General features: G+C 65.9%; 22 protein-coding genes. 8 read left to right on the top strand and 14 right to left on the bottom strand.

The genetic code is table 11. From position 1 onward, the window contains the following. Positions 1–16 precede the first annotated feature (16 nt). Positions 17–451 (top strand): PaaI family thioesterase, encoded by a 435-nt coding sequence (locus O2K97_RS05705; RefSeq protein WP_269220800.1) that lies wholly within the window; start codon positions 17–19, stop codon positions 449–451. On the opposite strand, the gene O2K97_RS05700 is transcribed toward O2K97_RS05705, so the two are convergent. The 3 genes from O2K97_RS05700 to O2K97_RS05690 form a co-directional block, all read right to left on the bottom strand. After that, entirely contained in the window at positions 435–1,073 is a 639-nt protein-coding gene (locus tag O2K97_RS05700; RefSeq protein ID WP_269220799.1) for a YoaK family protein, read from the bottom strand. The genes O2K97_RS05705 and O2K97_RS05700 overlap by 17 nt on opposite strands. Positions 1,074–1,089: 16 nt before the next feature. After that, positions 1,090–2,364 carry a NupC/NupG family nucleoside CNT transporter gene (locus tag O2K97_RS05695; protein ID WP_269220798.1) on the bottom strand — a complete coding sequence of 425 codons (1,275 nt, stop codon included), beginning with the start codon at positions 2,362–2,364 and terminating at the stop codon, positions 1,090–1,092. A gap of 133 nt (positions 2,365–2,497) precedes the next feature. Next, positions 2,498–3,376, bottom strand: a complete 879-nt coding sequence (locus O2K97_RS05690) for a branched-chain amino acid aminotransferase (protein ID WP_045810405.1) — start codon at positions 3,374–3,376, stop codon at positions 2,498–2,500. Positions 3,377–3,464: 88 nt separating this feature from the next. Between O2K97_RS05690 and O2K97_RS05685 the strand changes: the two genes are divergently transcribed. From O2K97_RS05685 to O2K97_RS05675, 3 genes are all read left to right on the top strand, one after another. Further along, positions 3,465–4,196: a response regulator gene (locus O2K97_RS05685; protein ID WP_369814635.1), complete on the top strand. Its 732-nt coding sequence runs from the start codon at positions 3,465–3,467 to the stop codon at positions 4,194–4,196. Positions 4,197–4,200: 4 nt separating this feature from the next. Further along, the gene (locus O2K97_RS05680) at positions 4,201–5,568 is read left to right on the top strand and encodes a sensor histidine kinase (RefSeq protein ID WP_269220797.1); all 1,368 of its coding nucleotides are present in this window, start codon (positions 4,201–4,203) and stop codon (positions 5,566–5,568) included. 85 nt (positions 5,569–5,653) lie between these two features. Then, positions 5,654–6,130 (top strand): hypothetical protein, encoded by a 477-nt coding sequence (locus tag O2K97_RS05675; protein WP_269220796.1) that lies wholly within the window; start codon positions 5,654–5,656, stop codon positions 6,128–6,130. Here O2K97_RS05675 and O2K97_RS05670 read toward each other — a convergent pair. The 3 genes from O2K97_RS05670 to O2K97_RS05660 all read right to left on the bottom strand — a co-directional run bounded on the left by O2K97_RS05670 (position 6,127) and on the right by O2K97_RS05660 (position 7,797). Continuing rightward, positions 6,127–6,915, bottom strand: a complete 789-nt coding sequence (locus tag O2K97_RS05670; RefSeq protein WP_269220795.1) for a pyrroline-5-carboxylate reductase family protein — start codon at positions 6,913–6,915, stop codon at positions 6,127–6,129. The two genes, O2K97_RS05675 and O2K97_RS05670, sit on opposite strands and share 4 nt — an antisense overlap. A 17-nt stretch (positions 6,916–6,932) precedes the next feature. Beyond that, positions 6,933–7,436 carry a YbjN domain-containing protein gene (locus O2K97_RS05665; RefSeq protein ID WP_017504503.1) on the bottom strand — a complete coding sequence of 168 codons (504 nt, stop codon included), beginning with the start codon at positions 7,434–7,436 and terminating at the stop codon, positions 6,933–6,935. Between the two features lie 73 nt (positions 7,437–7,509). Beyond that, positions 7,510–7,797 carry an accessory factor UbiK family protein gene (locus tag O2K97_RS05660; protein WP_017504504.1) on the bottom strand — a complete coding sequence of 96 codons (288 nt, stop codon included), beginning with the start codon at positions 7,795–7,797 and terminating at the stop codon, positions 7,510–7,512. 173 nt (positions 7,798–7,970) lie between these two features. Here O2K97_RS05660 and lgt point away from each other — a divergent pair, with 173 nt between their 5' ends. The 3 genes from lgt to pgeF are packed head-to-tail and all read left to right on the top strand — an operon-like array spanning position 7,971 to position 10,712. Continuing rightward, entirely contained in the window at positions 7,971–8,846 is an 876-nt protein-coding gene (lgt, locus tag O2K97_RS05655; protein WP_269220794.1) for a prolipoprotein diacylglyceryl transferase, read from the top strand. Next, positions 8,843–9,928 (top strand): class I SAM-dependent methyltransferase, encoded by a 1,086-nt coding sequence (locus tag O2K97_RS05650; RefSeq protein WP_269220793.1) that lies wholly within the window; start codon positions 8,843–8,845, stop codon positions 9,926–9,928. Before lgt ends, O2K97_RS05650 begins: the two co-directional genes overlap by 4 nt. Before the next feature lie 13 nt (positions 9,929–9,941). Then, on the top strand, positions 9,942–10,712 hold the full coding sequence (pgeF, locus tag O2K97_RS05645; RefSeq protein WP_269220792.1) for a peptidoglycan editing factor PgeF: 771 nt from the start codon (positions 9,942–9,944) through the stop codon (positions 10,710–10,712). On the opposite strand, the gene lpxC is transcribed toward pgeF, so the two are convergent. The 8 genes from lpxC to murC form a co-directional block, all read right to left on the bottom strand. Next, the gene (lpxC, locus tag O2K97_RS05640) at positions 10,709–11,608 is read right to left on the bottom strand and encodes a UDP-3-O-acyl-N-acetylglucosamine deacetylase (RefSeq protein ID WP_269220791.1); all 900 of its coding nucleotides are present in this window, start codon (positions 11,606–11,608) and stop codon (positions 10,709–10,711) included. The two genes, pgeF and lpxC, sit on opposite strands and share 4 nt — an antisense overlap. Positions 11,609–11,793: 185 nt before the next feature. Further along, positions 11,794–13,380, bottom strand: a complete 1,587-nt coding sequence (ftsZ, locus tag O2K97_RS05635) for a cell division protein FtsZ (protein ID WP_269220790.1) — start codon at positions 13,378–13,380, stop codon at positions 11,794–11,796. A gap of 286 nt (positions 13,381–13,666) precedes the next feature. After that, positions 13,667–16,825 carry a TonB-dependent receptor plug domain-containing protein gene (locus tag O2K97_RS05630; RefSeq protein WP_269220789.1) on the bottom strand — a complete coding sequence of 1,053 codons (3,159 nt, stop codon included), beginning with the start codon at positions 16,823–16,825 and terminating at the stop codon, positions 13,667–13,669. 177 nt (positions 16,826–17,002) lie between these two features. Continuing rightward, positions 17,003–18,295, bottom strand: a complete 1,293-nt coding sequence (ftsA, locus tag O2K97_RS05625; RefSeq protein ID WP_039247066.1) for a cell division protein FtsA — start codon at positions 18,293–18,295, stop codon at positions 17,003–17,005. A gap of 55 nt (positions 18,296–18,350) precedes the next feature. Next, a complete protein-coding gene (locus O2K97_RS05620) occupies positions 18,351–19,238 on the bottom strand; it encodes a cell division protein FtsQ/DivIB (RefSeq protein WP_218119323.1) in 888 nt (295 codons plus the stop codon). Further along, positions 19,226–20,167 (bottom strand): D-alanine--D-alanine ligase, encoded by a 942-nt coding sequence (locus O2K97_RS05615; protein ID WP_269220788.1) that lies wholly within the window; start codon positions 20,165–20,167, stop codon positions 19,226–19,228. Before O2K97_RS05615 ends, O2K97_RS05620 begins: the two co-directional genes overlap by 13 nt. 78 nt (positions 20,168–20,245) lie before the next feature. Next, positions 20,246–21,148, bottom strand: a complete 903-nt coding sequence (gene murB / locus O2K97_RS05610) for a UDP-N-acetylmuramate dehydrogenase (protein ID WP_269220787.1) — start codon at positions 21,146–21,148, stop codon at positions 20,246–20,248. Beyond that, positions 21,145–22,557, bottom strand: a complete 1,413-nt coding sequence (murC, locus tag O2K97_RS05605; RefSeq protein WP_269220786.1) for a UDP-N-acetylmuramate--L-alanine ligase — start codon at positions 22,555–22,557, stop codon at positions 21,145–21,147. Before murC ends, murB begins: the two co-directional genes overlap by 4 nt. A 182-nt stretch (positions 22,558–22,739) precedes the next feature. Between murC and O2K97_RS05600 the strand changes: the two genes are divergently transcribed. Next, positions 22,740–24,827, top strand: coding sequence for a catalase (locus O2K97_RS05600; RefSeq protein ID WP_269220785.1), 2,088 nt, complete (start codon positions 22,740–22,742; stop codon positions 24,825–24,827). The last annotated feature ends 72 nt before the right edge of the window (positions 24,828–24,899 follow it).

Here is a 24,899-nt window from a genome sequence, read left to right as displayed (position 1 = left end):
GTAAGGCCGAGTCTGCATGCCCAAGAAAATCACCATCACCGAGGGCGAGTTCGCCGGCTGGCAGACCTACGATCTGCACGACACCTTCGACACGGTGGTCGGCCCATTCTACCGAAAGCCGGACCCCGACGGGCACATGCGCTGCGCCTTTCGCGCCGAGCAGAAGCATATGAACGCAGGCGGGCGGATGCACGGCGGCTGCCTGATGACCTTCGCCGACATCGCCATGTTCCAGATCGCCTATCAGGAGATGGAGGGCGCCTCGGGCGTCACGGTTCAGCTGGACTCCACCTTCATCGACGGGGGCTATGTCGGCGAACTGATCGAAGCCACCGGCCAGGTCACCAAGGCGGGCAAGAGCCTGATCTTCGTACGGGGTCAGATCAATACCGGCGAGCGCCTGTTGATGACCTTCTCGGGCGTCATCCGCAAATTCACGCCGCGCGGCTGAAGCGCGCGATCACCGAGAGCATCAAGGCCAGTCCCGCAGCCGGCCATAACGCCGCCAACCCCAGCCATTGGTAAGTCAGGGCGCCTAAAACCGCACCTGCCGTCAATCCAGCCCACAGGGCGAGATAGGGACGATAGGTCGTACGGTCGCGCCCGGTTGCAGCGGCGGCCAAGGCTTGCCCGAGCTTGACCAGAGTGCCGGTCATATAGGTCAGGCTGACGCCGACCTCTCCATTTCGCAGGAAGACCGAATTCTCCGCCCCCATGGCCGCGACCATCAGCAGGATGGCCAGCGGCGTCAGACCGAACGCCCCGGCCAAGGCCGCACAGGCCAGCAACAGCCCTTCGAACAATAAAACTCGGCTGCGCGACCGCGCGCCCTCCCCTCCAGCGATCAGGGCCCCGAGGAACGACCCAAGCACGAAGACCGCGAGAATGGCGGCCAGATGCCCGACGGCCAGCCACTGTCCCGAGGCCAGGTTGGCGGCCAGCCGCGTGGAGTTGCCGCTCATGAACGAGACGAACACACCGCCAAGCTGCAGGAAGCCCAGACTGTCCACATAGCCCGCAAGACCCGCCAGCAGCAGCGCCAGTCCACGGTCCAGCGGGGCAAGCGCGCGCATCGGATCTAGGCCCGCCTCAGAGCCCGAACACCGCCGCCGGCATCGCGCCGACGATGGCCGCGGTCATCAGGGTGGCCAGGAAACCGGCGAACAGGCCCTTCCAGACCATGCCCAGCACCTCCTCGCGGCGTTCGGGCATCAGGACCGACAGGCCGGTCACGGTGATGCCGACCGAGCCGATATTGGCGAAGCCGCACAGGGCGTAGGTCATCAGCATCCGCGTGCGCTCGGTCATCTCGGCGGCCGGCACCTTGCCCAGGTCGATAAAGGCGACGAACTCGGTCAGGGTCAGTTTGACGCCCAGCAGCCAGCCGGCGACATCGGCGTCCTTCCACTCGACCCCGATCAGCCAGGCGACCGGCGCGAAGATCCATCCCAGCATCCGTTCAACGGTCAGGGGCGCATCGAACACGACGAACCCGCCCAGCATGACGTTGGCCAGGGCGACCAGGGCGACGAACACGATCAGCACGGCCGAGATGTTCAGCACCACCATCAGGCCGTCGGACGTCCCTTTGACGATGGCGTCGATGGCGCTGTCGTATTTCAGGGCCGAGTCATAGTCGGCGACGGCGCCGCCCATCCCTTCTTTCTCGGGGATGATGATCCGCGCCAGCAGCACGCCGGCCGGCGCCGACACGATCGAGGCCACCAGCACATGCCCCGCCGCATTCGACAGCACCGGCGACAGGATCGTCGCATAGGCCACCATGGTCGAACCGGCGACCGTCGCCAGGCCCACCACCATCATTAGGAAGATCTCGGACCGCGTCAGCTTGTCCAGATAGGCGCGGATCACGATCGGGCTTTCGATCATGCCCAGGAAGATGTTGGCCGCGACCGCCAGGGCCGAGGCGCCGCCCAGACCCATCGTCTTCTGAAACAGGAAGCCGAAGCCCAGGGTGATCCACTTCAGGATCTTCCAGTGCCACAGCAGGGCCGACAGGGCGGAAATCACCAGGATCAGCGGCAGAACCTGAAAGGCGAAGGTGAAAAGCGCGCCCTGGTTCGAGACCGTATAGGGTTGGTCCCCGCCGGCCAGATAGCCGAAGACGAACTTGGTCCCCTCGGTCGTGGCGACCGCAAGACCGTCCACCGCGCCCGTCACCGCCGCCAGCACCGCCTGTGAACCCGGAATGGCGAACAGGGCGAGCACCAGCCCCGCCTGCACCAGGATCGCGCCGATCGTCAGCCGCCAGGGGAACGCCTTGCGGTTTTCCGAGATCGCCCAGCAAACCGCGACGATGACGACCAGACCCAGAAGGCTCTGGAGGTTCAGGAGGCTGAACATGAAAAACGATCCCCGCACTCGGCGCGCCTGCCGGTCTGTATTCGCTTCAAGGACAAAGTGACGCGGCTGGCAAGCGAAACGAAAAAGGGCGGCCCCTTAAGGGACCGCCCTCATCCTGTCGTCGCGCCTCGGCTTACAGTTGGCCGCGCACCAGCTTGCCGTAGTGATCCATCAGATCCAGCGACAGGGCGCCAGGGGTGAAGCGGTATTCGCCGACCTCGGCGACCGGGGTCACCTCGACGGCGGTGCCGGTCAGGAAGCATTCGGTGAAGTCCGACAGTTCTTCCGGCTTAATCTCGCGCACCACGACCTCGATGCCCTTTTCGCGGGCGATCTCGATCACGGTCTGGCGGGTGATGCCGTCAAGAATGTGCTCGACGTTCGGCGTGTGGATGACGCCGTCCTTGACGAAGAAGACGTTGGCGCCGGTCGCCTCGGCGACATAGCCGCGCCAGTCCAGCATCAGGGCGTCGGCGAAACCGCGGCGCTCGGCGGCGTTCTTGGACATGGTGCAGATCATGTACAGACCCGCCGCCTTGGCTGTCGTCGGGGCCGTCGCCGGATCGGGACGACGCCACTTGGACCATTCCAGACGCAGGCCGCGCGCCTTGACCTCGGGGTCGAAATAGCTGGGCCAGTCCCACACGGCGATCGCCAGGTGAACCTTGTTGTTCAGGGCCGAAACGCTGGTCTGTTCCGGGCCGAGGTAGGCGACGGGACGCACATAGCAGTCCGTCAGACCGTTCTTGGCGCAGGTTTCCTTACAGAAGGCGTCGATTTCAGCGACGCTGTAGGGTATCTCGAAATCGAGCAGGTTGGCGGACCGCTTCAGGCGCTCGGAATGTTGCGTCAGCTTGAAGATTTCGCCGCCGTACATACGCTCACCCTCAAAGACCGACGAGCCATAGTGAAGGGCATGGGTCAGAACGTGCGTTTTCGCTTCCCTCCAGGGGACGAAATCGCCATTCACCCAGATGAAGCCGTCACGATCGTCGAAAGGAACGAAGGCCATTGAAATACGTCTCCCGCGAAACTGACGGTCTTAGAGCCGCACGAATCGCTCAGGTCAACGCCGCAAGCGGGGGAAACGTCGCATGAGCATGACGGAATCGCGTTCGCATGGCCGCTCAGGCCCCATCGCCGGCCCCGGCGTCGGCCGCCATCTGCTGATTGTCGACGACGACGATCGCATCCGCGAACTGCTGAAGGAATTCCTGGCGCGCGAAGGCTATCGCGTGACGGGCGCCGCGCACGCGGCCGCCGCCAAGCGGATGATGGAGCTGATCGAGTTCGATCTGGTCGTGCTGGACGTCATGATGCCGGGCGAAAGCGGCCTGGACCTGACCAGCTGGGTCCGCAACAAAGCCGAGCTTTCCAAGACGCCGGTCCTGCTGCTGACCGCGCGCGGCGATCCTGAAGACCGTATCGAAGGTCTGTCGCGCGGCGCCGACGACTATATGTCCAAGCCGTTCGAACCGCGCGAACTGGTGCTCCGCATCGACGCCATCCTGCGTCGCACCGGCGGCAAGCCCATCGGTCCCAAGGAGATCAAGCTGGGCACCGCCGTCTTCGACATGGAACGGCTGGAGCTGAGCCGTGACGGCGCGCCCCAGCGCCTGACCGAAGCCGAGGCCCAGTTGCTCAAGACCCTGGCGCTTCATGCCCATGCCCCGGTCGAGCGGATGAGCCTGTCGCCGGACACCGCCGACATCACCGGCCGCGCCGTGGACGTCCAGGTGACGCGTCTGCGCCGCAAGCTGGAGGTCGATCCCAAGAACCCGCGCTATCTCCAGACGGTGCGCGGCGTCGGCTATATGCTGGCTCCTGACTGAGCCGATGCGGCTTCTGCCCGCCTATCTGTGGCCGCGCTTTCTGAAGCGGCGCCTGCCGACCTCGCTCTGGGGCCGGTCGCTGCTGATCATCGTCCTGCCGGTGCTGGTCATGCAGATGGCGGTGACCTGGGTCTTCTTCGACGCCCACTGGCAGACGGTGACCGCGCGTCTGTCCGAAGGCCTGGCCGGCGACATCGCCTGGGCCGTCGAGAGCTATGAGGACGACCCCAGCCCGGCGAACCTGGACAAGCTGGCCAATCGCGCCGAACGGTCCATGTCCCTGTCTATCGTGCTTCAGGATGGGCGCACCCTTCCGACGGAAGAACGCCGCGGCGCCATCGGCGTGGTGGACCGTGTGCTGGACAAGGCCCTGGATGCGCGTCTGGACCGTCCCTACTGGTTCGACACCACCCGCTACCCCGCCTACGTCGACATCCAGGTGCAGGAGCCGCAAGGGGTGCTGCGCATCATCGCCCCACGCGAACGCGCGGTGGCGACCCAGGCCCATATCTTCGTCCTGTGGCTGGCGGTGGCGACCGTCCTTTTGATGGGCGTCGCCATCCTGTTCATCCGCAATCAGGTCCGCGCCATCGAGCGTCTGGCCGACGCCGCCGAGGCCTTCGGACGTGGCGAGACCGTACCTCGGTTCAAGCCGCACGGCGCGCGCGAGGTCCGCGCCGCCGCCGTGGCCTTCATGGCCATGCGCGACCGCATCCAGCGCCACATCGATCAGCGCACCGCCCTTCTCGCCTCGGTCAGCCACGACCTGCGCACGCCCCTGACCCGTCTGCGTCTCGAGCTGGCGCTGGCTCCGCCGTTCAAGCGCCAGTCGGCCATGCGCGGCGACCTGGACGAGATGGAGCATATGATCGACGAATACCTCGACTTCGCCCGCGGCGAAGCGGGCGAACCGCCCAAGCCGGTTTCGATTTCCGACCTGCTTAACGCGGCCGGCGAGGATGCAAAACGCGCCGGCGCCGAGGTCGAGGTGGTGGTCGCCGAGGGCCTGACAGCCTCCGTTCGCCCCCTCGCCTTCAAGCGCGCCCTGGTAAACTTGGCCGGCAACGCCGCCTCGCACGGCGAGCATGTGCGCCTGTCGGCCCGCGCCCTGGCGTCAGGCGGGCTGGAGATCATCGTCGAGGACGACGGACCCGGCATCCCCGAGGCCATGTATGACGAAGCCTTCCGGCCCTTCTCGCGCCTGGACGACTCTCGCAACCAGAACCGCAAGGGCGTCGGTCTGGGCCTCGCCATCGCGCGCGATGTGGCGCGCGGCCACGGCGGCGACGTCACTTTGGATCGCAGCGAACTGGGCGGATTGAAAGCGACGATCCGCATCCCCGGCGCGGTCACCGTCGCCGAGTCCGCTTAAGGCTTGAAAGCTTTCGTCGGCAGGGTCTGGCGGAACGGCGCTGCAAGGGTCATCTTGAGGGCGACAGGGCTTGGAGATGACTTCGATGCGTAAACTCGCCTTCTTTGCACCCCTGGCCGCGACCCTCGCCGTCGCCGCCATGGCTCAGGCTCAAGCGCCGACGGTGAACGTCACGGTCGGGCCGCAGCTTCAGCGGGAGATCGAAAAGCTCGGCGACCGCGAGGTCAACGAACAGATCGCGGGCCTTCAGGCCGAGGTCGGAAAGGCCTTGGCCCAGCGTTATCCGGGCGCGACCGCCAATCTGGTCCTGGTCGATCTGAAGCCGAACCGCCCGACCTGGGAGCAGGTCCGCCAAACGCCAGGCCTGGATCCGATCCGCAGCGTGTCGATCGGCGGCGCGGCCATCAAGGGCCAGATCGTGATGGCGGACGGCGTGACGCGGCCCGTGGACTATTCCTATTTCACGCCCAGCATCAACGACGTCTGGGGCTACAGCGTCTGGCGTGACGCCGACCGCGCGTTCGAGCGCTTCGGCGATCAGATCGAGCGCGGACGCTTCTAGCCCATCTCGCGGTTGCGTCTGACCGCCGCCGCGACCGTCTCGTCCAGCATCGCCGTCAGGCGGCCGTCCTTCGCCATGGCGTCAAGCCCGGCGCGGGTCGAGCCGCCGGGCGAGGCGATGCGCCCGATCAGCGCCTCCAGAGCATCGTCGCCCATGGAGTCCGCTGCCGACCTGAGCGTCGCGCGCGCCAGCACGTCCGCCGTCGCCCCATCCAGGCCCGCCGCCTCCCCGGCGCGGGCCAGCGCTTCGGTGAAGGCGTAGAAATAGGCCGCGCCTGAGCCGGCCACCGCTGTCGCCGCATCCATCAGCGCCTCGTCGGCCAGCACGACCGTCTCGGCCATCGGCTCGAACAACGCCCGCCCGACGCCCTCGGCGCGCCGGTCCGCGGACCAGACCGAGGCCACGCCGCGTCCACGCGACACGCCGGTCGTCGGCATCACCCGCACGATGGGCCAGCCTCCCAGGCCTTCCGCTAGGGTCGGCGCCGTCACGCCCGCCATGACCGAAAGAATGACGGCTCGGTCATTCAGGAACGGCGCCAGCGGAGCCATGACCTCGCGCCACAGCGCCGGTTTAACCGCCAGAACGATGATCGCCGACTCGGTCAGGACCTTCAGCGGCGGATTGATCCGCGCGCCCTTGGCCCGCGCCGTCTCGGCCGCCGGCTTTTCCGAGGGGGTGAGAATGATCAGGTCGGACGCCGCCACCGTCTCGGTCAGCAGCCAGCCTTCCAGAATGGCGGACCCCAGCCGGCCGCAGCCGACCAGGACGACGGGCCCCGCCACGGATTCCGCGCTTGGCATCAGGCGGTGCCGACGGTCTCGAACAGGCAGGCGTCGATCGCCTCCTGCGGCTTCTTGTTCCCGCGCACCATGAAGTCGAAGGCGGGGTAGTAGCGATCCGAAGCCTCGATGGCCGCGTCGATCATCGACGCCGCCTGGGCCAAGGTCGGGCGCTCGCCCATCGGCAAGGCCAGCGAATGGCGGAAGACGATCTCCCCGTCCTCGGCCCAGACCTCGAAATGACCCATCCAGGTGCGCTGGTTGATCAGGCCGACCAGTTCATAGGCGGCCGTTTTGCGGCTCTTGGCCACCTTCAGATCCAGCGCGCAGCACAGCTGAAGACAGTCGCCTTCGGGACGCCAGGCGAACCACAGTTCATAGTCCTTCCAGTCGCCGGCCAGAGCAAAGGCGAGGTCGCCATCGTCGGTGCGGTCGAACGGAAGATTCTCGGCCGTGAGCACATGCTCGACGACCTCAAGCGGGTCGAAGGGCACGTCCACTTCCTCGGGCCGGGCGATGTCCATCAAGTGTCTTTCACGCTGCGTCCGCGAGAATCGCGGGCGTTAACAGAACGGTAAGCCTGTTCGCAGATTCGGCTCAACCGGCTGCGTCCCCGGGTTGAGTTCCATCTGTGGACGTTCCCTTCACGGGCTTTGCAGCCGGCTTTTGGGCGGCCTTCAGCTCTGCGATCTCGGCCCGCAGAGCGGCGATCTCGTCCTTCAGAACATCGAACTCGTCGCGACGGACCAGGTCCATTTCGGCGGCGATCCGGTCGGCCTGGGCGCGCCAGGCGGTCTTGGCCTCTTCACCCGCGGCCTGGGCCAGGCCCATGGCGCCGGTCGTCAGCTTGGCGAACTCGTCCAGAATGGGATTGCGGGTCTGCATGGCGGCTCCGACCTCAACGTCGTTAACGAAGGTTCACCGACTATGGTGAACGAAACCTTTCTTTCTGCTGCTTCGCCGGCGCCATCAAGGCGTCGTGATGCGTCTTCACAGGCGACGACAGCGGCGACGCTTGCTAAACCGCTGTCAAAGACAGTCCCGCACAGGAACGCCCCTTGCCCTTTCCCGAATTCGATCCGGTCCTGATCCACCTCGGACCGCTTCCGATCCGCTGGTACGCCCTGGCCTATGTCGCCGGCATCGTGCTGGGCTGGTGGTACGCCGCGCGCCTGGCCAAGACCCAGCGGCTGTGGGCGCCGGGCAAGCCGCCCGTCACCACGACGCAACTGGACGATCTGGTGCTGTGGATCGTGCTGGGCATCATCCTGGGCGGTCGCCTCGGCTATGCCCTCTTCTACAAGCCGGCCATGTACGGCCAGCTGTTCACCGGCCAGACGCTGGGCGAGCGGTTCGAACTGTTCCAGCTGTGGACCGGCGGCATGAGCTTCCACGGCGGCTTCCTGGGCGTCTGCCTGGCCATCGTCCTCTATGCCCGGTCGCAGAAGATCGACATGCTACGCCTCGGCGATCTGGTCGCTCCCGTCGTGCCGATCGGACTGATGTTCGGCCGCCTCGCCAACTTCATCAATGGCGAGCTGTGGGGCCGCGAGACGACCGTCCCCTGGGCCGTGCGCTTCTGCAACGCCCGCATCGAACAGATGTACGGTTTCTGCCCCGCCGGCGATGCGCCCCGCCACCCCAGCCAGCTCTATGAGGCGGGTCTTGAGGGGATCGTCCTCTTCTCCATCCTTTCCATTGCGATCTGGAAGTTCGGCCTGCTGAAGAAGCCCGGATATATCACCGGCCTGTTCCTGGTGGGTTATGGCGTCTGCCGTGCGGCGCTGGAGAATGTGCGCGAGCCGGATATCGGCATGCCGGATTTCCCGTTCGGACTGACCATGGGAATGATGCTGTCGATCCCGATGATCCTGGTCGGCGCCTGGCTGATCTGGCGCGCGTGGAAGCGTCCGCCGGCTGCTGCTGAGGCATGAGCGAGGCCGAAACCCTCAAGGCCCGTCTGGCGCGTGAGATCGCCCTGACGGGTCCGATGACGGTCGCCGACTACGTGACCCGCTGCCTGCACGATCCCAAGGGCGGCTACTATGCGTCGCGTCCGGATTTGGGCGCGCGTGGCGACTTCATCACCGCCCCTTTGGTCAGCCAGATGTTCGGCGAACTGATCGGCCTTTGGGCGGTCGAAACCTGGAACCGGCTGGGCGCGCCCGAGCGATTCCGCCTGGTCGAGGTCGGCCCCGGCGACGGCACATTGATGAGCGACGCCTTGCGCGCCGCCCGCCTGGTCCCGGGCTTTCTTGAAGCCTGCGATCTGATCCTGATCGAACCCAGCGCCCCCTTGCGCGATCTTCAGGCCAAGGCCTTGGCCGATGCGGACCTGTCGCCGCGCTGGGTGCGCGACCTGACGCGGATCGAGACCGACGCCCCCGTCATCCTGATCGCCAACGAAGTGCTGGACTGCATGCCCGCGCGCCAGTTCGTTCGCACCGACGGCGGCTGGGCCGAGCGCCGCATCGGCGTCACAGACGGCGGCGACCTGATCTTCGGCCTGACCGCCATTTCCGGCGGTTTTCAGAAGCCGGACTTCGAGATCGCGCCGGGCGGCATTCTGGAAATTTCGGACCAGCAGGCGGTCTTCGGCCGCGACCTCGGCCTGCTGATGAAGGCCGCCTCGGGCGCCGCCCTGCTGATCGACTATGGCCGCGCCCGCCCCGAAGCCGGCGACACGCTCCAGGCCTTGCGTCGTCACCAGAAGGTGGATCCCCTCGCAACGCCAGGCGAAGCCGACCTGACCCAATGGGCCGATTTCCCACTGGTGCTGGAAGCGGCCGTTCGCACGGGTGCCGACGTCACCGGCAGCCTGCCCCAGGGCGAGTTCCTGCGCCGGCTGGGCATTGAGGCCCGCGCCCAGGCGCTGAAAGCCGGCCGTCCCGCAGCCTCCGGCGTCATCGCGCGCCAACTGGATCGGCTCACCGGCGACGACCAGATGGGAACCCTGTTCAAGGCCGCCTCCATCTTCGCCCCCCGATCCCTGGTCGTCCCCGGCTGGGACGCCTGATATAGGTGGGGGCATGAGCGAACTGGCCCCCATCACCCACCCGCTTCTGACCGCCGCCGGCATCGCCCACGGCTTCTTCACCCGTGCGGGCGGCGTCTCGACCGGCCTCTATGAAGGGTTGAACGCCGGCGTCGGCTCCAAGGACGACCCAGCCGCCGTCGCCGAAAACCGCCGGCGTGTCGCGGGCCATTTCAACGCCGACCCGGACCATCTGAATGGCTGCTATCAAATCCATTCCGCCGTGGCGCGTGTGGCGGAAGGTCCCTGGCATGGCGACCGGCCAGAGGGCGACGCCGTCGTCTCGGCCGAGCCCGGTCTGCTGTGTTCGGTCCTGACCGCCGACTGCGCGCCGATCCTGATGGCCGATCCCGAGACCCGCATCGTCGCCGCCGTCCACGCCGGCTGGAAGGGCGCGCTGGGCGGCGTCATCCACTCCGCTGTTTCCGCCATGCAGGCTCTGGGCGCCGAGCCCCGGCGGGCGGTCGCTGTCGTCGGCCCGTGCATCGCGCCCGCCAGCTATGAGGTCGGCGTCGATTTCGAAGACCGCTTCACCCGCCATGATCCTGGCAGCGACCGCTTCTTCCACCCCGGAGAGACCGACGACAAACGCCAGTTCGACCTGCCGGGTTTCGTCCTGTGGCGGCTGCAGCAGGCAGGCGTCGGCCAGGCCGTCTGGACCGGCCACGACACCTGTGCGGACTCCGAACGCTTCTATTCGAACCGCCGCGCCTTCCAGCACGGCGAGCCGGACTTCGGTCGATTGATTGCGGTGATCGGGGCTTAACCCGCGCGCGCCAGCTCCGGCACGCGGGTCACTTCACGCCAGGCGTGCGGGGCGGCCAGCAGAGCACGCACCAGCTTGTTGTTGAGGGCGTGACCAGCCTTGTAGCCCTCGTATCGGCCCAATAGCGGCGCGCCCAGGACATACAGGTCGCCGATGGCGTCCAGCGCCTTGTGACGCACGAACTCGCGTTCCATGCGCAGACCGCCGGGGTTCAGAATCTCATCGCCGTCGATGACCACGGCATTCTCCAGCGAGCCGCCGCGCGCCAGGCCCGCCCTGCGCAGCGCCTCGACCTCATGGGCGAACCCGAAGGTGCGGCAGGCCATGATCTCCTTGCGGAAGGTCGGTTCGTCCACGACGAAGTCGATCACCTGATTGCCGATCACGGCCGACGGGAAGTCGATCTCGAACCGCATCTCGTAGCGGTCGCACGGCATCAGGGCCGCATGCTTGTCACCCTCGACGACATGAACCGTTTCCAGGATCTCAATGTAGCGCTGCGGCGTCGGTTGCGGTCGGAAACCGGCCCGGTCCAGCAGTTTCACGAACTCCAGCGCCGAACCGTCCAGGATCGGGAGCTCCGGTCCGTCGACCTCTACCACGGCGTTCGACACGCCCAGCGCGGCGAAAGCGGCCATCAGGTGCTCGATCGTCGACAGGCGAACGCCCGCGCTGTTCTCGATCATGGTGTTCAGGGGGGCGTCAACGACCGCCTCGCCCGACACCGGAATGCGGTTGTCGCGGTCGGTGATGTCGGTGCGCACGAAGACGATACCCGAGCCAGACGGCGCAGGCCGAACCGCCAGCCGCACCCGGCGGCCGGTGTGCACCCCGACGCCGGCGATGATGGCCGGGGCGACGATGGTGCGTTCGTGATGGTCGTTTCTGACCGACAAACCTGAACTCGCTCTTTCCTTTGCGCGCCGCACGCCGTGCGGATTGCGCCCTGCGTTTCATGTAGCGGTCATGCCGCAAGCGCGAAATCAAAGTCCGGTTTCGGATTGTTTCGGTCTGAGACACATCGGAAACGAGAAACGCCCCGGAGGCGGGCTCCGGGGCGTTTCGTCGTCATTTGGGATGTTTAGTTGGCCAGACGGCGGAGAAAGGATGGGATTTCCAGGTCGTCATCGGCCTGTCCCGCCTCCGGTTCTGGATGTTGGGCCGGTTGAGCCGACGCGCGCGCCTGATGCGACGATTGCGGCGCATAGGACATATCGTGCTGAGGCGGGGTGCGCTTGCCGCGACCAAACAGGCTCCAGCCGCTGCGGCGGTGGTCACGGTCGTCGTAACTATCGTCGGCCTGAGGCTGCTGGGCCGCAGGCGCGGCGCGCTCATAGAGATCGCCTTGCGGCGCGACGCGCGGGGCCGGGGCGCGGGTTTCGTATTCCTCGACCCAGGGATCGACGATGGGGTCCAGAGTGCGCGGCTGCGGCTCGGCGACGCGGATCACCGGCTCGGGGCGCTGTTCCGGTTCGCGAGCGGGAGGGGCCTGAAAGGTCGGCACGACCGGCGCCGCCTCGATGCGGGGCTCAGGCGCGCGCGGGGCTTCTGCGCGAACCGGCTCGCGGTAGGCGTCGCGGGTCGGTTCCGGGGCGCGCGAGGCTTGCGTGCCATACAGACCACCAGCCGAGCGGCGAGCGTCATGACCAGCCAGCGGCGCGCTGGCGGCCGGCGGGGCGATGGGTTCGATGCGACGCACTTCGCCCTCGTCCATGCCGGTCGCGACGACCGAGACGCGGATCTTGCCATCCAGGGCCGGGTCGAAGGCCGCGCCGAAGATGATGTTGGCGTCGCCGTCCACTTCCGCGCTGATGGCGTTGGCGGCTTCGTCGACTTCCAGCAGGGTCATGTCCAGACCGCCGGTGATGTTCACCAGCACGGCCTTGGCGCCCTTCAGGCTGGTCTCGTCCAGCAGAGGGTTGGCGATGGCGTTCTGGGCCGCCAGCAGGGCGCGGTCGTCGCCCGTGGCCTCGCCCGTGCCCATCATCGCCTTGCCCATTTCGGACATGACGGCGCGGACGTCGGCGAAGTCCAGATTGATCAGGCCCGGCAGGATCATCAGGTCGGTGATCGAACGCACGCCCGAGTGCAGGACCTGATCGGCCATGCCAAAGGCGTCAGCGAAGGTCGTGCGCTCATTGGCGACGCGGAACAGATTCTGGTTGGGGATGACGATCAGGGTGTCGACATAGCGTTGCAGCTCGGCGACGCCCGCGTCGGCCAGACGCATGCGGTGACGCCCTTCAAAGGTGAAGGGCTTGGTCACGACGCCGACGGTCAGGATGCCGCGATCACGCGCGCATTTGGCGATGACAGGGGCCGCGCCGGTGCCGGTGCCGCCGCCCATGCCGCAGGTGATGAAGACCATGTGCGCACCTTCCAGGTGCTGATGGATCTCGTCGGCGGACTCCTCGGCGGCGTTCATACCGACTTCGGGGTGGGCGCCGGCGCCCAGGCCCTGGGTGATGGTTTCGCCCAGCTGGATGCGGCGATCGGTCTTGGCGAAGCTGAGGTGCTGCGCGTCGGTGTTGGCCACGACGAACTCGACCCCTTCAAGGCCGGCGTCGATCATATTGTTCACGGCGTTGCCGCCGGCGCCGCCGACGCCGAACACGACGATGCGGGGCTTCAGTTCAGTGTGTTGCGGCTTGACCAATGAGAGCGACATATTCTGTTTCCGACCTGCTGACCCGCCCCTTCAAACCAACCGACCGCCCCGCCGAATCGCTTTGGTTATGAGCGCGTTAAGGATTGCGCCCATGAAGGTTAAGAGAAGGTTACGGCGATAATGTGAGTCGGACCTAAGAACACCCCAAACCGAAAGCGTTGCCGGAGTTTTATGGCCCACAGCGAAGACCGCTCGGCCCGCGCATCACGATCGATGACGCCATTGGAAAATGAAAATGGGCGGAAGACGTTTCCGTCTTCCGCCCACTTCAGGACCCTACGACAGCTTAGAAGCTGACGCGCGCGCCCATCACGAAGCGACGTCCCAGACCGTCGTAGACAGCCGGTTCGGTCGTCCAGCCGGTCGGTTGGCCATAGCCCTGACCGATGTAGACATACTCGTCGAAGATATTGTCGACGCCCGCAAAGACCGTGGCCTTCGGCGTGATGGCGTAACGAACCTGCAGATCCGAGAAAGTCTTCAGACCGATATAGCCGCTGATGTCGTCATCGGCGCAATCATCCAGATCGAAGTAGCAGCTCTCACCGACGAACTGGGTCTGCCAAGACACCGTCAGGGCGTTGCGGCGATACAGCAGGTCCAGCTGAGCCTTGTTCTTCGACAGGCCAGTGGTGCCTGCCGATTCAACCAGCTCTGCACCCGGCAACGGCGACGTCTTGTACTCGTCGAGGTGCTGATAGGTCAGGCTGGCGACAAGCGTACCCCAGTTGCCACCGAAGTTGCGGGTGACGGGGAAGTTGTCGAAGTCGAACGTGTAGCTGGCTTGAACGTCGATACCGCTGGTCTTGAACGTTCCAAGGTTCTGCGTTTGAGAGTTCAGTTCACGCATCGCGCCGACCTGCGCCGTACCAGATGCGTAACGAATGACCGACTGACAGAACGGGCTGGACGCGTTGTAAACGCCGCCGCTGTTGACATAGCATTCGTTCAAGCTCGTGCCGCGCCCCAGGTTGGCGATGATGTCGTCGATTTCGATGTTGAAGTAGTCCACCGAGATCGAGAACGGCGACAGCCAGTCGTACCAATCCGCATTGAACAGAACGCCGCCGGTGATGCTGGTGCTCTTTTCTTGGCTCAGGTTCGGGTTGCCGCTGTTGAAGCCGCCCGTGCCTTGTGCCTCGGCTTGGGTTTGAGCAAACACGCCGTCACGAGCGACACGCGCCGCCAGGGTCGGATCGGCCAAGCAGGCCCGGGCCTGATCGCTTCCGATCGTCGACGCATTGACGCCGCTGGCGGCGACGTTCGACGGATTGGCGATGTCCACACGCGTGTTCGTAAACGCCGCTTGGCCGCCCGAGGTCGTCAAACCGCGACAGGGATCAAGGTTGGTCGGGAAGGTCTGCGACCGGCCGGAGAACAGCTCGCTGATGTTAGGCGCACGAACCGCGACGGAATACTGCGAACGGAACTTGATCCAGTCCGTCGGCATATATTCCAACGACGCCGCCCAAGCTTCCGTGTTCCCGACGGTCGAATAATCCGAGAGGCGGCCCGACAGGTTCAGGTCGAGTTGATGCGCGAACGGCATGTCACGAAGCAGCGGAACGCGAAGTTCAGCGAAGCCTTCGATGACCTTGAAATCACCCTTGGTTTCAGGGGCGATGTTGCCGCTGGCCAAGCCCTGCTGGAGCGTGGAGTCGGGCGTGTTACGCGACTCTTCACGACGGTATTCGGAACCCACGACGAACTGGATCGGGCCAGCCGGCAGTTCGAACAGGTCGCCGCTCAGGAAGCCGTTCAAGACCTTCTGATCGACGAAGGAGTCGAACGAGTTCTGAACCTTGATGTAGTTGACCACGCCCTGCGACGCGCCACCTTCTTCGAAGATACGGAACGGCGTACAACCACGAGCACGCTCTGCGATGTTGCGGCAAGCCAGCACGCCGCCACCCGTATCGACCACGTCGAGCGTATTGATCAGGCGATCCTTGAGAATGCCGCCGTTCGTGAGCTGCTGCTCCGAGCTGCGACCCCAGTTGCCGCTGATTTCATACTTGAGGTTCATCGAACCCGGAAGCTCGCCTTCCAGGCCGGCGACGACGCGGAACAGGTCGCGGGTCGCTTCGTTCTGACGGTTGCCGAACTCGGTCATGCGGCGCTGGAAGCCAACGACGCGCTGAGCATCGGTCAGGCCTGGCGTGCGATCACGAACCGCTTGACGGATGGACTCGGGCACGATCGCGCTGACCAGGGGAATACCATAAAGGCAGCCGGTGGCCGAGCACTGCGGGTTCAAACCAACGTCTTGCGCGTCGCGGAAGATGTCCGCGCCCGAAACGGGGCTCGGCTCGATGTCGCTCTTGGTTTGGCCGCGGTAGTATGAACCTTCAAAGAAGAAGCGGTTGTTGTCGTTGAAATCATAAAGCGCCTGGCCGGAGAACTGCAGCGCCGTATTCGGCACATACAACTGACGGCTGCCCTGACGGTTAAAGCCGTCGGTGGCAGCAGCATACGGGCGTTGAGCGCCCGTCGTCGGCTCATACACGCGGTTCGAGTTGTTCAGGCCGATGCCGGGGACGATCGCCACGCCACGCGGAATGAAGCTTGAGCCGTAGAAGTAGCGCGTTTCGCCGAAGGTGCCGTCCGCGAAGTTCAGACCACCCAGGCCGTCACGATCCATACCACGGTCGGCGCGATCACGGGCGTAGACAGCCTTGTTTTCCTGATAGGAAAGGGTGCCGACGAAGTTGCCGCGATCATCGGCGAAGTTCGAACCAAACTTGGTGCCGACCTTATAGTTCTCGCGATCGCCACGATCGGTGATGCCGTACTGACCAAAGAGCTGGAAGCCTTCGTAGTCCTTGTCCGTGATGATGTTCACCACGCCGGCCAGGGCGTCAGAACCGTAGATCGACGAGGCGCCGCCGGTGACGACGTCAACGCGGTCGATGAACTCGGTCGGCAGGCTGTTGAAGTCGACAACTTGCGTGCCCGGCAGACCGGCAACGAAGCGACGGCCGTTCACCAGAACGAGGGTGCGGTCTTCGCCGAGGTTGCGAAGGTTGACCGTCGCGACGCCGTTACCCTGCGTGAAGAAGTTCGAGTTGGTGGGCGTGAGCGAGGAAACGCCTGCGGCGGGCAGGGTGCGCAGGATTTCGCCTAGGTTCACTTCACCCGTGTTGGCGATGGCCTCGGACGAGACGACCTGCACTTGGGTGGGCGCGTCTTGGTTGGGGCGGACGATACGCGAACCGGTGACGACGATTTCGCCGACTTCGGTTGCGTCTTGGTTGCCGGCAGTCGATTGCGCGAACGAAGGCGCAGCGACGGCCAGAACGCCGGCAAGAATCGTCGTCCCAAACAGATATTGTCGTTTCAAATGCATTTTGTGCCCCAATGGAATGTAGCGAACAACAGCAATCCACACCCCAATCCCGGATGCGCGCTTGAGCGTCTCGTCTAATGCATTCCAACGGAACGGCAAGCTTTGTGACCGAAATCCGGCCAGCTCGCGTCGGGAGTGTTACAGTCGAGCAACAGTTTCATTTCGGGACAAGGAAATCGGAATGCGTGTGCGAGCCACACGCAGCCGGTGTTTGCCGTGATGCCTCGCGAGATGATGGGCGCCGTTAAGAGACGTGCCAAGCGACACGTACTCGTGTCAGAGATTATCTCTTAGCCAGCCCGCCACACGCCCCACCACATTCCCGCGGTGAATGCGCGGCGCATCCGCAGCCGTGATCTGCCGCGCCATCAGCTTTCTCGCCGACACCGCCTCACGCGGGCCGTAGGCGGCGCGGAGGAGGACGCCGGCGGTGGCGCAGAAGGCGGGGCCGGAGGCGGCGTCGGCCAAATGTGGCGCCCGTTGGGGTTTTCCGAGGCGGACAGGACGGTCGAAGACCCGCACCGCCAGCTCGCGCACGCCGTTCAGCTGGCTGGCGCCGCCGGTCAGGACAAGGCCTGCACCGGGCTCCAGGCCCACGCCCGCGTTTTTCAGCCGATCACGGAGCAGTTCGAGGGTTTCCTCGACGCGCGGGGCGATGACGGTCTTCAGCATGGCGCGCGGGACGATGACCGGGCCGGCCGAGGCGTCCTCGCCGCGCGGCGGGGCCTCCAGCATTTCGCGGTCCTCGTTGGCGCTGGCCATGGCCGAGCCGTGCAGGGTCTTGAGCCGTTCGGCGCCGGCCTTGGACGTCGACAGGCCGCGCGCGATGTCCGAGGTTACGTGATCGCCGCCGACATTCAGGCTTTCGATATGCAGCAATGACCGGCCGCCCCACACGGCGGCGCTGGTCGAGCCGCCTCCCATGTCGATGCAGACCGCGCCCAGGTCCATCTCGTCCTCTTCCAGCGCGGCCAGAGACGAGACGACGGGTGCGGCGGCGACGCCTTGCAGGTCGAGGTGCGCCAGCTCCAGGCAGTGACTGAGGGTCGTGAACACGTTCTCGGCCATCGAGACGACCAGCAGGTCCAGGCCCAACGAGCCGCCCCGCATCGAACGCGGATCATGCACGCCGCGTGCGCCGTCGACCGACCAGGCGATGGGCAGGACGTGGATCGGGCGACGGTTGGGCAGGCGGATCTGGGCCAGGGCCATGCCGATGGCGCGCGCCAGATCGGCGTCGCCAACCGGATTGGCGCCCAGCGAGACGCGGGCCTGCACCCGGTGGCTGGCCATCTGGCCGATAGCCGTGGTGACGACGACGCCGGATACCGGGCTCTGGGCGGCGCGCTCGGCGCGTTCGACGGCGTGGCCGATGGCCTGGGCCGCCTCATCCATATTGATGATGGCCCCGCCCCTCACGCCCTTGGACTGGACGTGGCTGGCGCCTGCGACGCGGATGGTGCGGTCGGCGTGACGGACGCCGTCCGGCTTCATGATGAAGCACGAGACCTTGGATTGCCCGATGTCCAACGCAGCGACCACGGGCGCACGTCCGGCGCGAGGATCCATGCCCCGACTGTGATCATTCGCCGCGCCGCGTTGCTTGGTCATGTCTCTACGGTCCTTAGGCGTCGCCGGCGGGTCGCACGGCGACCTCGTCGGGGGTTCTGAGATCGACGCGGGCGAAGCCCAGGTCGAGCAGGCGTTCGCGCTGGTCCAGCGCATCGAGGCGGATCAAAGCCGCCTCCTGTTCGGTGGCGGGAAGCTGGATCAGGCTGCCGTCTTTGAGACGCAGGTCCCAGCGGCGCTCATCCACGCGCACCAAGGCGTCCACCATCCCCATCAGTCGCGGGCGCTGGGCCAGCAGAGGCAGGATTTCGCCCGCCGCCACGTCGGCGCCCTTGCCCACAACCAGCGGCAGCGTCGGATAGCGACGCGCGTCGGCGCCGTCGATGACCTGGCCCCGGTTGTCGATCACCTTGATCTGACCGGCTTCCTGCCAGACGGCGAGGCGGTCGTGTTCCTTGACCTCGACGATCAGGGTGTCGGGCAACAGGCGCACCACGCGCGCCTCCTTGACCCAACCCACGCCCTGAACCCGCGTGCGGATGGCGTCCAGATCCAGGCTGGTGATCGGCTGACCGGAATACAGGCCCAGCGCGCGCTGGATCGCCGGCTCGGCCTCCGGCGAGGCGCCGGTGATGTGCACCCGCTTCAGCGTCAGGCCCATGCCGGCCGTCACACTGTCCAAGCCATGAGAAACCGAGGCGCCGATCCGCTCAGCGCGAGCGCCCGTGGCCAGAACCCCGACCAGCAGCAGCGCGCCGGCGCCCAGAGCGATCACGGCGGTGCGGGGCGAAATATCGACACGGCCGATGGCGGCCATCTTGCCGGGGACGGCGGACGCGTTCTGGGCCCCGCCGCGCGACCGGCCTCCGCCCTTGGAAGCCGCACCGCGTTGTGGAGCCTGATTAGAACCCTGTCGCCGGCCGCCGCGAACTACCGCGGGCATGAGGCGTCCTCCACCATCCACCGAACCAGATCGTCATAACTCATCCCGGTATGGGCGGCCTGCTCAGGCGCGAGCGAAGTCGGGGTCATGCCGGGCTGAGTATTGACCTCCAACAGGACCAGATCGTCCTTAACATCATCATAACGGAAGTCGGATCGCGACACGCCGCGGCACCCCATGGCGACGTGCGCCGCCTCGGCCTGACGCAGAGCCTTCTCGAACACGTGCGGCGGCAAGACCGCGGGCAGGACGTGCACCGATCCGCCCGGCGCATATTTGGCCTCATAGTCGTAGAAGCCCTTGGTGGGGGTGATGTCCGTAACGGTCAGGGCGCGCGGCCCGGCCGGTTCGCCCAACACGGTGACGCACAGCTCCTTGCCGGCGATATACGGCTCGACCACGACCTGCTCGCCGTAAGTCCAGCCCGGCTCGCCCACTTCGGAAACCGGACGGTTGGCGCCCTCGCGCACCAGGAAGACGCCGACGGACGAGCCCTCGGCATTGGGCTTGACCACATAGGGCGGGTCGATGACGTGGCGGCTGGCGACCTCGTGACGATCGTAAAGACCGCCGCCTGGCACCTTGATGCCGGCCGCCCGCAGCACGGCCTTGGACTTGTCCTTGTCCATCGCCAGGGCCGAGGCCAGCACGCCGGAATGGGTGTAGGGAATCCGCAAGGTCTCCAGCACGCCCTGGACGCAGCCGTCCTCGCCCCAGGCGCCGTGCAAGCAGTTCAGCACCACGTCCGGCTTGATCAGGCCCGAAAGCACATTGGCCAAGTCGCGCCCGGCGTCCACGCGGCTGACGCGCACGCCCTGCCGCTCCAGCGCGCGCGCGCACTGCTCGCCCGACGAGAGGGACACCTCCCGCTCTGCGGAAAGGCCGCCCATCAGAACGGCGACGTGAAGATCTTTGAAAGCGCGGGCCATGACGCCTTGGATTGGGGCCTACATGTTTAACAGGCCGTCAACCATTCGCGTCCGCTGGCTATTTTTGCGCGGGATTTTTTATCCCGCCCGGCCGATCCGCTTGATTTCCCACTCCAGCTGAACGCCGGTCTTGGCCAGGACATCGGCGCGAACCACCTCGCCCAGGCCTTCAATATCGGCGGCCGTGGCCTCGCCGGGATTGATCATGAAGTTGGAGTGCAGTTCGCTGAACTTGGCCCCACCCCCGGTTTCGGCGTGCAGCTTGCCGCGCCAGCCGGCCTCGTCGACCAGCTTCCAAGACGAATGGCCCTCGGGGTTCTTGAACGTCGAGCCGCCCGTCTTCTCGCGGATCGGCTGGGTGGTCTCGCGCCGGCTGGTGATCTCGGAGATCCGGGCCGCCACCGCCTCGGGTTCGTCGGCCGTGCCGCGATAGGTCGCTTCGATCCAGATGATGTCGGCCGGCGCCTGGGAATGTCGATAGGTGTAGCCGAAGTCGGCCAGGGCGTAGTCAACCCGCTCGCCCGTCCGCGTCAGCCCCCAGGCCGACACCAGCACGTCCTTGGTCTCAGCTCCATAGCAACCGGCGTTCATGATCAAGGCGCCGCCGATCGTGCCCGGAATGCCGGCGTAGAATTCCAGCCCGGCGATCCCCGCCTTGGCGCTGGCCTTGGCGACCATCGAATCCAGCGCGCCCGCGCCGGCCGTGACCGTGTCGCCGTCTGTCGTGATCTGCGCCCACGGGCGGCCCGCCAGGCGGATCACCACCCCATCAACCCCGCCGTCACGAACAATGACGTTCGATCCGACGCCCAGAACCGTCACCGGCACGGCCGGGTCCAGCGCCTTCAGGAAATCCGCCAGATCCTCGGCATCCGCCGGAATGAACAGGGCCTCGGCCGCGCCGCCGACGCGGAACCATGTGTAGGGCGCCAGCGGCTCGTTCCGCAGCAGCTTGCCGCGCGCTTCGGGCAGAGCGATCACGCCAAAGCCTCCAGCTGCGCCGGCAGGCCATAGGCCCAGCTGGTGATGTCCCCGGCGCCCAGCAGCACGACGACGTCGCCGGATTTCGCCTCGTCCTTGATCAGGCGTGGCAGGACGGCGGCGTTCTCCAAAGCCTGGACGTGACGGTGGCCGTAGCGGCGCACCCCGTCGGTCAGGGCGTGCTTGTCCACCCCTTCGATCGGCTGTTCGCCGGCGGGATAGACGTCGGCGACAATCACGCTGTCGGCGTCCGAGAAGCAGGTCGAGAACTCGTCCATCAGATCGCGCAGACGCGTGTAGCGGTGCGGCTGAACCACTGCGATGACGCGACCTTCCGTCACCTGGCGCGCGGCCTTCAGCACGGCGGCGATCTCGACCGGGTGGTGGCCATAGTCGTCGACGATGCGGACGCCGCCCACGACCCCCGTGGTCGTGAAGCGCCGCTTGACACCGCCGAACCCGGCCAGACCGGTGCGGATCGCATCGTCCGAGACATCCAGTTCGCGCGCCACGGCGATGGCGGCCAGGCCATTCGACACATTGTGCCAACCGGCCATCGGAAGGTGCAGACCTTCGATGCGGTGTGTCTCGCCGTTCTGGATCACCACGTCGAAACGCGCGCCGTCCGGTCCCATCTGGCAGTTTTCAGCCCGCACCATGGCCTGCGGGTTCGTGCCGTAAGTGACGAGGCGCCGGTTATCGATGGCCGCAACCAGCTTCTGCACCTCAGGATGGTCCAGGCAGACAGCGGCGAACCCGTAGAAGGGGATGTTCTCGACGAAGTCCACGAACGCCTTTCGCACCCCGTCGAAGTCGCCGTAGTGGTCCAGATGTTCGGGATCGATATTGGTGACGATGGCCACCGTCGACTTCAGGCGCAGGAAGCTGCCGTCGCTCTCGTCCGCCTCCACAACGATCCAGTCGCCATCGCCGACCTTTGCGTTGGTGCCATAGGCGTTGATGATGCCGCCGTTGACCACCGTGGGGTCCAGGCCCGCCGCATCCAGCAGGGCCGCCACCATCGAGGTCGTCGTCGTCTTGCCGTGCGTGCCGCCGACCGCGATCGAGAACTGCAGCCGCATCAGTTCGGCCAGCATCTCGGCCCGGCGCACCAGCGGGATGCGACGCTCGCGGGCCGCCTTCATCTCGGGATTGTCGGCCTTGACCGCCGTCGAATAGACCACGGCCGAGACCCCCTCGCCCACATGGGCGGCGTCGTGGCCGATGAAGATCTTGGCGCCCAGCTTTTCCAGCCGTTCGGTATTGGCGCTGGCCTTGGCGTCCGAGCCCTGCACCGAATAGCCGATCTTCAGCATGATCTCGGCGATGCCGCTCATGCCTATGCCGCCGATGCCGACGAAATGAACGGGACCGAGGTCGAACGGGACGGGGCGAAGGCGTGCGATCATTTTCGCCTCATAAACGCCGCCTCGCCTCCTGCGAAGGGCGCGCCGCATACGGAGCGAACTTTTCTAAGGACGATCGGGCGCGGCTGTGCGCGAACTCGCACAGAACTATTGCGCCTCCACCGTGTTGTCTTCGCGAACGCGCGCGGTTCCCGCTTGCGCCGCAGCTCCAAAGGACTCCCAAGATGGCCAAGAACGCAAAGCCGGCCGGCGCGCCGACAATCGGCAACGCCGGAGAGGTGCACCAGACCGCCTCGACGCCTGAGACCCGCCTGACCACCAATCACGGGACGCCGATCAGCGACAATCAGAACTCGCTCAAGGCTGGCCCGCGCGGCTCGACCCTGCTGGAAGACTTCATCCTCCGCGAGAAGATCCAGCATTTCGACCACGAGCGTATCCCTGAGCGGATCGTCCATGCCCGCGGCTCGGCCGCCCACGGCTTCTTCGAACTTACCGACAGTCTGTCGGACTTCACCACGGCCAAGATCCTGACCGAGGTGGGCAAGAAGACCGAACTGTTCACCCGTTTCTCGACCGTGGCCGGCGGCGCGGGCTCGGTCGATACGCCGCGCGACGTGCGCGGCTTTGCGGTCAAATTTTACACGACCGAAGGCAACTGGGATCTGGTCGGCAACAACATCCCCGTCTTCTTCATCCAGGACGCGATCAAGTTCCCGGACCTGATCCACTCAGTGAAGATGGAGGCCGACAAGGGCTATCCCCAGGCGGCCAGCGCCCACGACACCTTCTGGGACTTCATCGGCCTGATGCCCGAGAGCATGCATATGGTCATGTGGGCCATGTCGGATCGCGGCATCCCGCGCAGCCTGCGCATGATGGAAGGCTTCGGCGTCAACACCTTCCGGCTGATCAACGCCGAAGGCGAGGCGACCCTGGTCAAGTTCCACTGGCGGCCCAAGCTGGGCACCCAATCCACCTGCTGGGACGAGGCGGTCAAGATCGCCGGCGCCGACCCGGACTATCACCGTCGCGACCTGTATGAGGCCATCGATCAGGGCGACTTCCCCGAATGGGAGTTCGGGGTGCAGTTGTTCACGCAGGAACAGGCCGACGCCCTCCCCTTCGACATTCTGGACGCCACCAAGCTGGTGCCGGAAGAGGATTATCCGATCCGCGTGATCGGCCGCATGGTCCTGGACCGCAACCCCGACAACTTCTTCGCCGAGACCGAACAGGTCGCCTTCCTGCCGACCAACATCGTGCCGGGCATCCACTTTTCGGAAGATCCGCTGTTGCAGGGACGGCTGTTCTCTTATCAGGACACCCAGCTGTCGCGCCTGGGCACGGTCAACTTCCACCAGATCCCGATCAATCAGGCCAAGGGCTGCCCCTTCCAGAACTTCCAGCGCGACGGCCATATGCAGATGGCCGTGCCCAAGGGCCGTGCCAACTACGAACCCAACAGCCTGGCCGAGGCGGGCGAGGACGGCGGCCCGCGTGAAGATTCCAAGGGCGGCTTCCGCACCGCGCCCATCCCGGTCGAGGGCGAAAAGGTCCGGCTGCGCGCCGACAGCTTCGCCGATCACTACAGCCAGGCGCGACTGTTCTTCCGCTCCCAAACCGAGATCGAACAGGCCCACATGGCCAGCGCCATCGTGTTCGAACTGTCCAAGGTGTCGCTCGCCCACGTTCGCGAGCGTGTTCTGGCCAATCTGCAGAACGTCGATGAGACCCTGGCCAAGCGTGTCGCAGACGGCCTGAACCTGCCTCTGCCGAAGGCGTCCGACCCCGGTGTAGCGCCCATCGATCTGGATGCCTCGCCCGCCTTGCGCATCGTCGGCAAATATCCCGACACCCTGAAGGGCCGGAAGGTCGCCATCCTGGTCGCCGACGGTTCGGACGGTGCGGTCGTCGACGCCGTGAAGGCGGCGGTTGAAGGCGACGGCGGTTCGGTCTTCATCGTCGCCCCCAAGATCGGCGGCGCAAAGCTGAAGGGCGGCAAGACCCTGGCCGCCGACGGTCAGCTGGCCGGCAGCCCTTCGGTCTTGTTCGACGCAATCGCCATCGTCCTGTCCGACGACGGTTGCGCCCAGTTGCTGAAGGAAGGCGCCGCGGTCGATTTCGCCAAGGACGCCTTCGGCCACCTCAAGGCCATCGGCCACACCCCCGAGGCCCAGCCCCTGCTGGACAAGGCGGGCGTCGAGCCGGACGCAGGCGTGATCGATCTGTCCAAGGCCCCCGAGGCCTTCCTCGCCCCCGCCCGCACCCGCCAGTGGGACCGCGAGCCCAAGGTGCGAATGCTGGCGTAAGGCGAGGGGTAACCGGCTCGAACGCTTCGCGCCGGTTACTCGACCTTAACCACAAGGATTCACCATAGCGGT

Origin of the sequence: Brevundimonas vesicularis (assembly GCF_027105095.1) — a bacterium.
In the GTDB taxonomy this organism is placed as follows: Bacteria; Pseudomonadota; Alphaproteobacteria; order Caulobacterales; family Caulobacteraceae; genus Brevundimonas; species Brevundimonas vesicularis_E.
This window is presented reverse-complemented; position numbering and strand designations above follow the sequence as displayed.

What these genes read in the sequence shown, in the direction of transcription:
- ftsZ (WP_269220790.1), bottom strand. Translation starts at nt 13,380, where the DNA reads ATGTCGCTCTCATTGGTCAAGCCGCAACACACTGAACTGAAGCCCCGC.
- O2K97_RS05665 (WP_017504503.1), bottom strand. Translation starts at nt 7,436, where the DNA reads ATGGACATCGCCCGGCCCGAGGAAGTGGACGTGCCCTTCGACCCGCTT.
- O2K97_RS05615 (WP_269220788.1), bottom strand. Translation starts at nt 20,167, where the DNA reads ATGGCCCGCGCTTTCAAAGATCTTCACGTCGCCGTTCTGATGGGCGGC.
- O2K97_RS05675 (WP_269220796.1), top strand. Translation starts at nt 5,654, where the DNA reads ATGCGTAAACTCGCCTTCTTTGCACCCCTGGCCGCGACCCTCGCCGTC.
- O2K97_RS05685 (WP_369814635.1), top strand. Translation starts at nt 3,465, where the DNA reads ATGACGGAATCGCGTTCGCATGGCCGCTCAGGCCCCATCGCCGGCCCC.
- O2K97_RS05690 (WP_045810405.1), bottom strand. Translation starts at nt 3,376, where the DNA reads ATGGCCTTCGTTCCTTTCGACGATCGTGACGGCTTCATCTGGGTGAAT.
- O2K97_RS05660 (WP_017504504.1), bottom strand. Translation starts at nt 7,797, where the DNA reads ATGCAGACCCGCAATCCCATTCTGGACGAGTTCGCCAAGCTGACGACC.
- pgeF (WP_269220792.1), top strand. Translation starts at nt 9,942, where the DNA reads ATGAGCGAACTGGCCCCCATCACCCACCCGCTTCTGACCGCCGCCGGC.
- murC (WP_269220786.1), bottom strand. Translation starts at nt 22,557, where the DNA reads ATGATCGCACGCCTTCGCCCCGTCCCGTTCGACCTCGGTCCCGTTCAT.
- ftsA (WP_039247066.1), bottom strand. Translation starts at nt 18,295, where the DNA reads ATGGATCCTCGCGCCGGACGTGCGCCCGTGGTCGCTGCGTTGGACATC.
- O2K97_RS05650 (WP_269220793.1), top strand. Translation starts at nt 8,843, where the DNA reads ATGAGCGAGGCCGAAACCCTCAAGGCCCGTCTGGCGCGTGAGATCGCC.
- O2K97_RS05600 (WP_269220785.1), top strand. Translation starts at nt 22,740, where the DNA reads ATGGCCAAGAACGCAAAGCCGGCCGGCGCGCCGACAATCGGCAACGCC.
- O2K97_RS05680 (WP_269220797.1), top strand. Translation starts at nt 4,201, where the DNA reads ATGCGGCTTCTGCCCGCCTATCTGTGGCCGCGCTTTCTGAAGCGGCGC.
- O2K97_RS05620 (WP_218119323.1), bottom strand. Translation starts at nt 19,238, where the DNA reads ATGCCCGCGGTAGTTCGCGGCGGCCGGCGACAGGGTTCTAATCAGGCT.
- O2K97_RS05695 (WP_269220798.1), bottom strand. Translation starts at nt 2,364, where the DNA reads ATGTTCAGCCTCCTGAACCTCCAGAGCCTTCTGGGTCTGGTCGTCATC.
- O2K97_RS05700 (WP_269220799.1), bottom strand. Translation starts at nt 1,073, where the DNA reads ATGCGCGCGCTTGCCCCGCTGGACCGTGGACTGGCGCTGCTGCTGGCG.
- O2K97_RS05705 (WP_269220800.1), top strand. Translation starts at nt 17, where the DNA reads ATGCCCAAGAAAATCACCATCACCGAGGGCGAGTTCGCCGGCTGGCAG.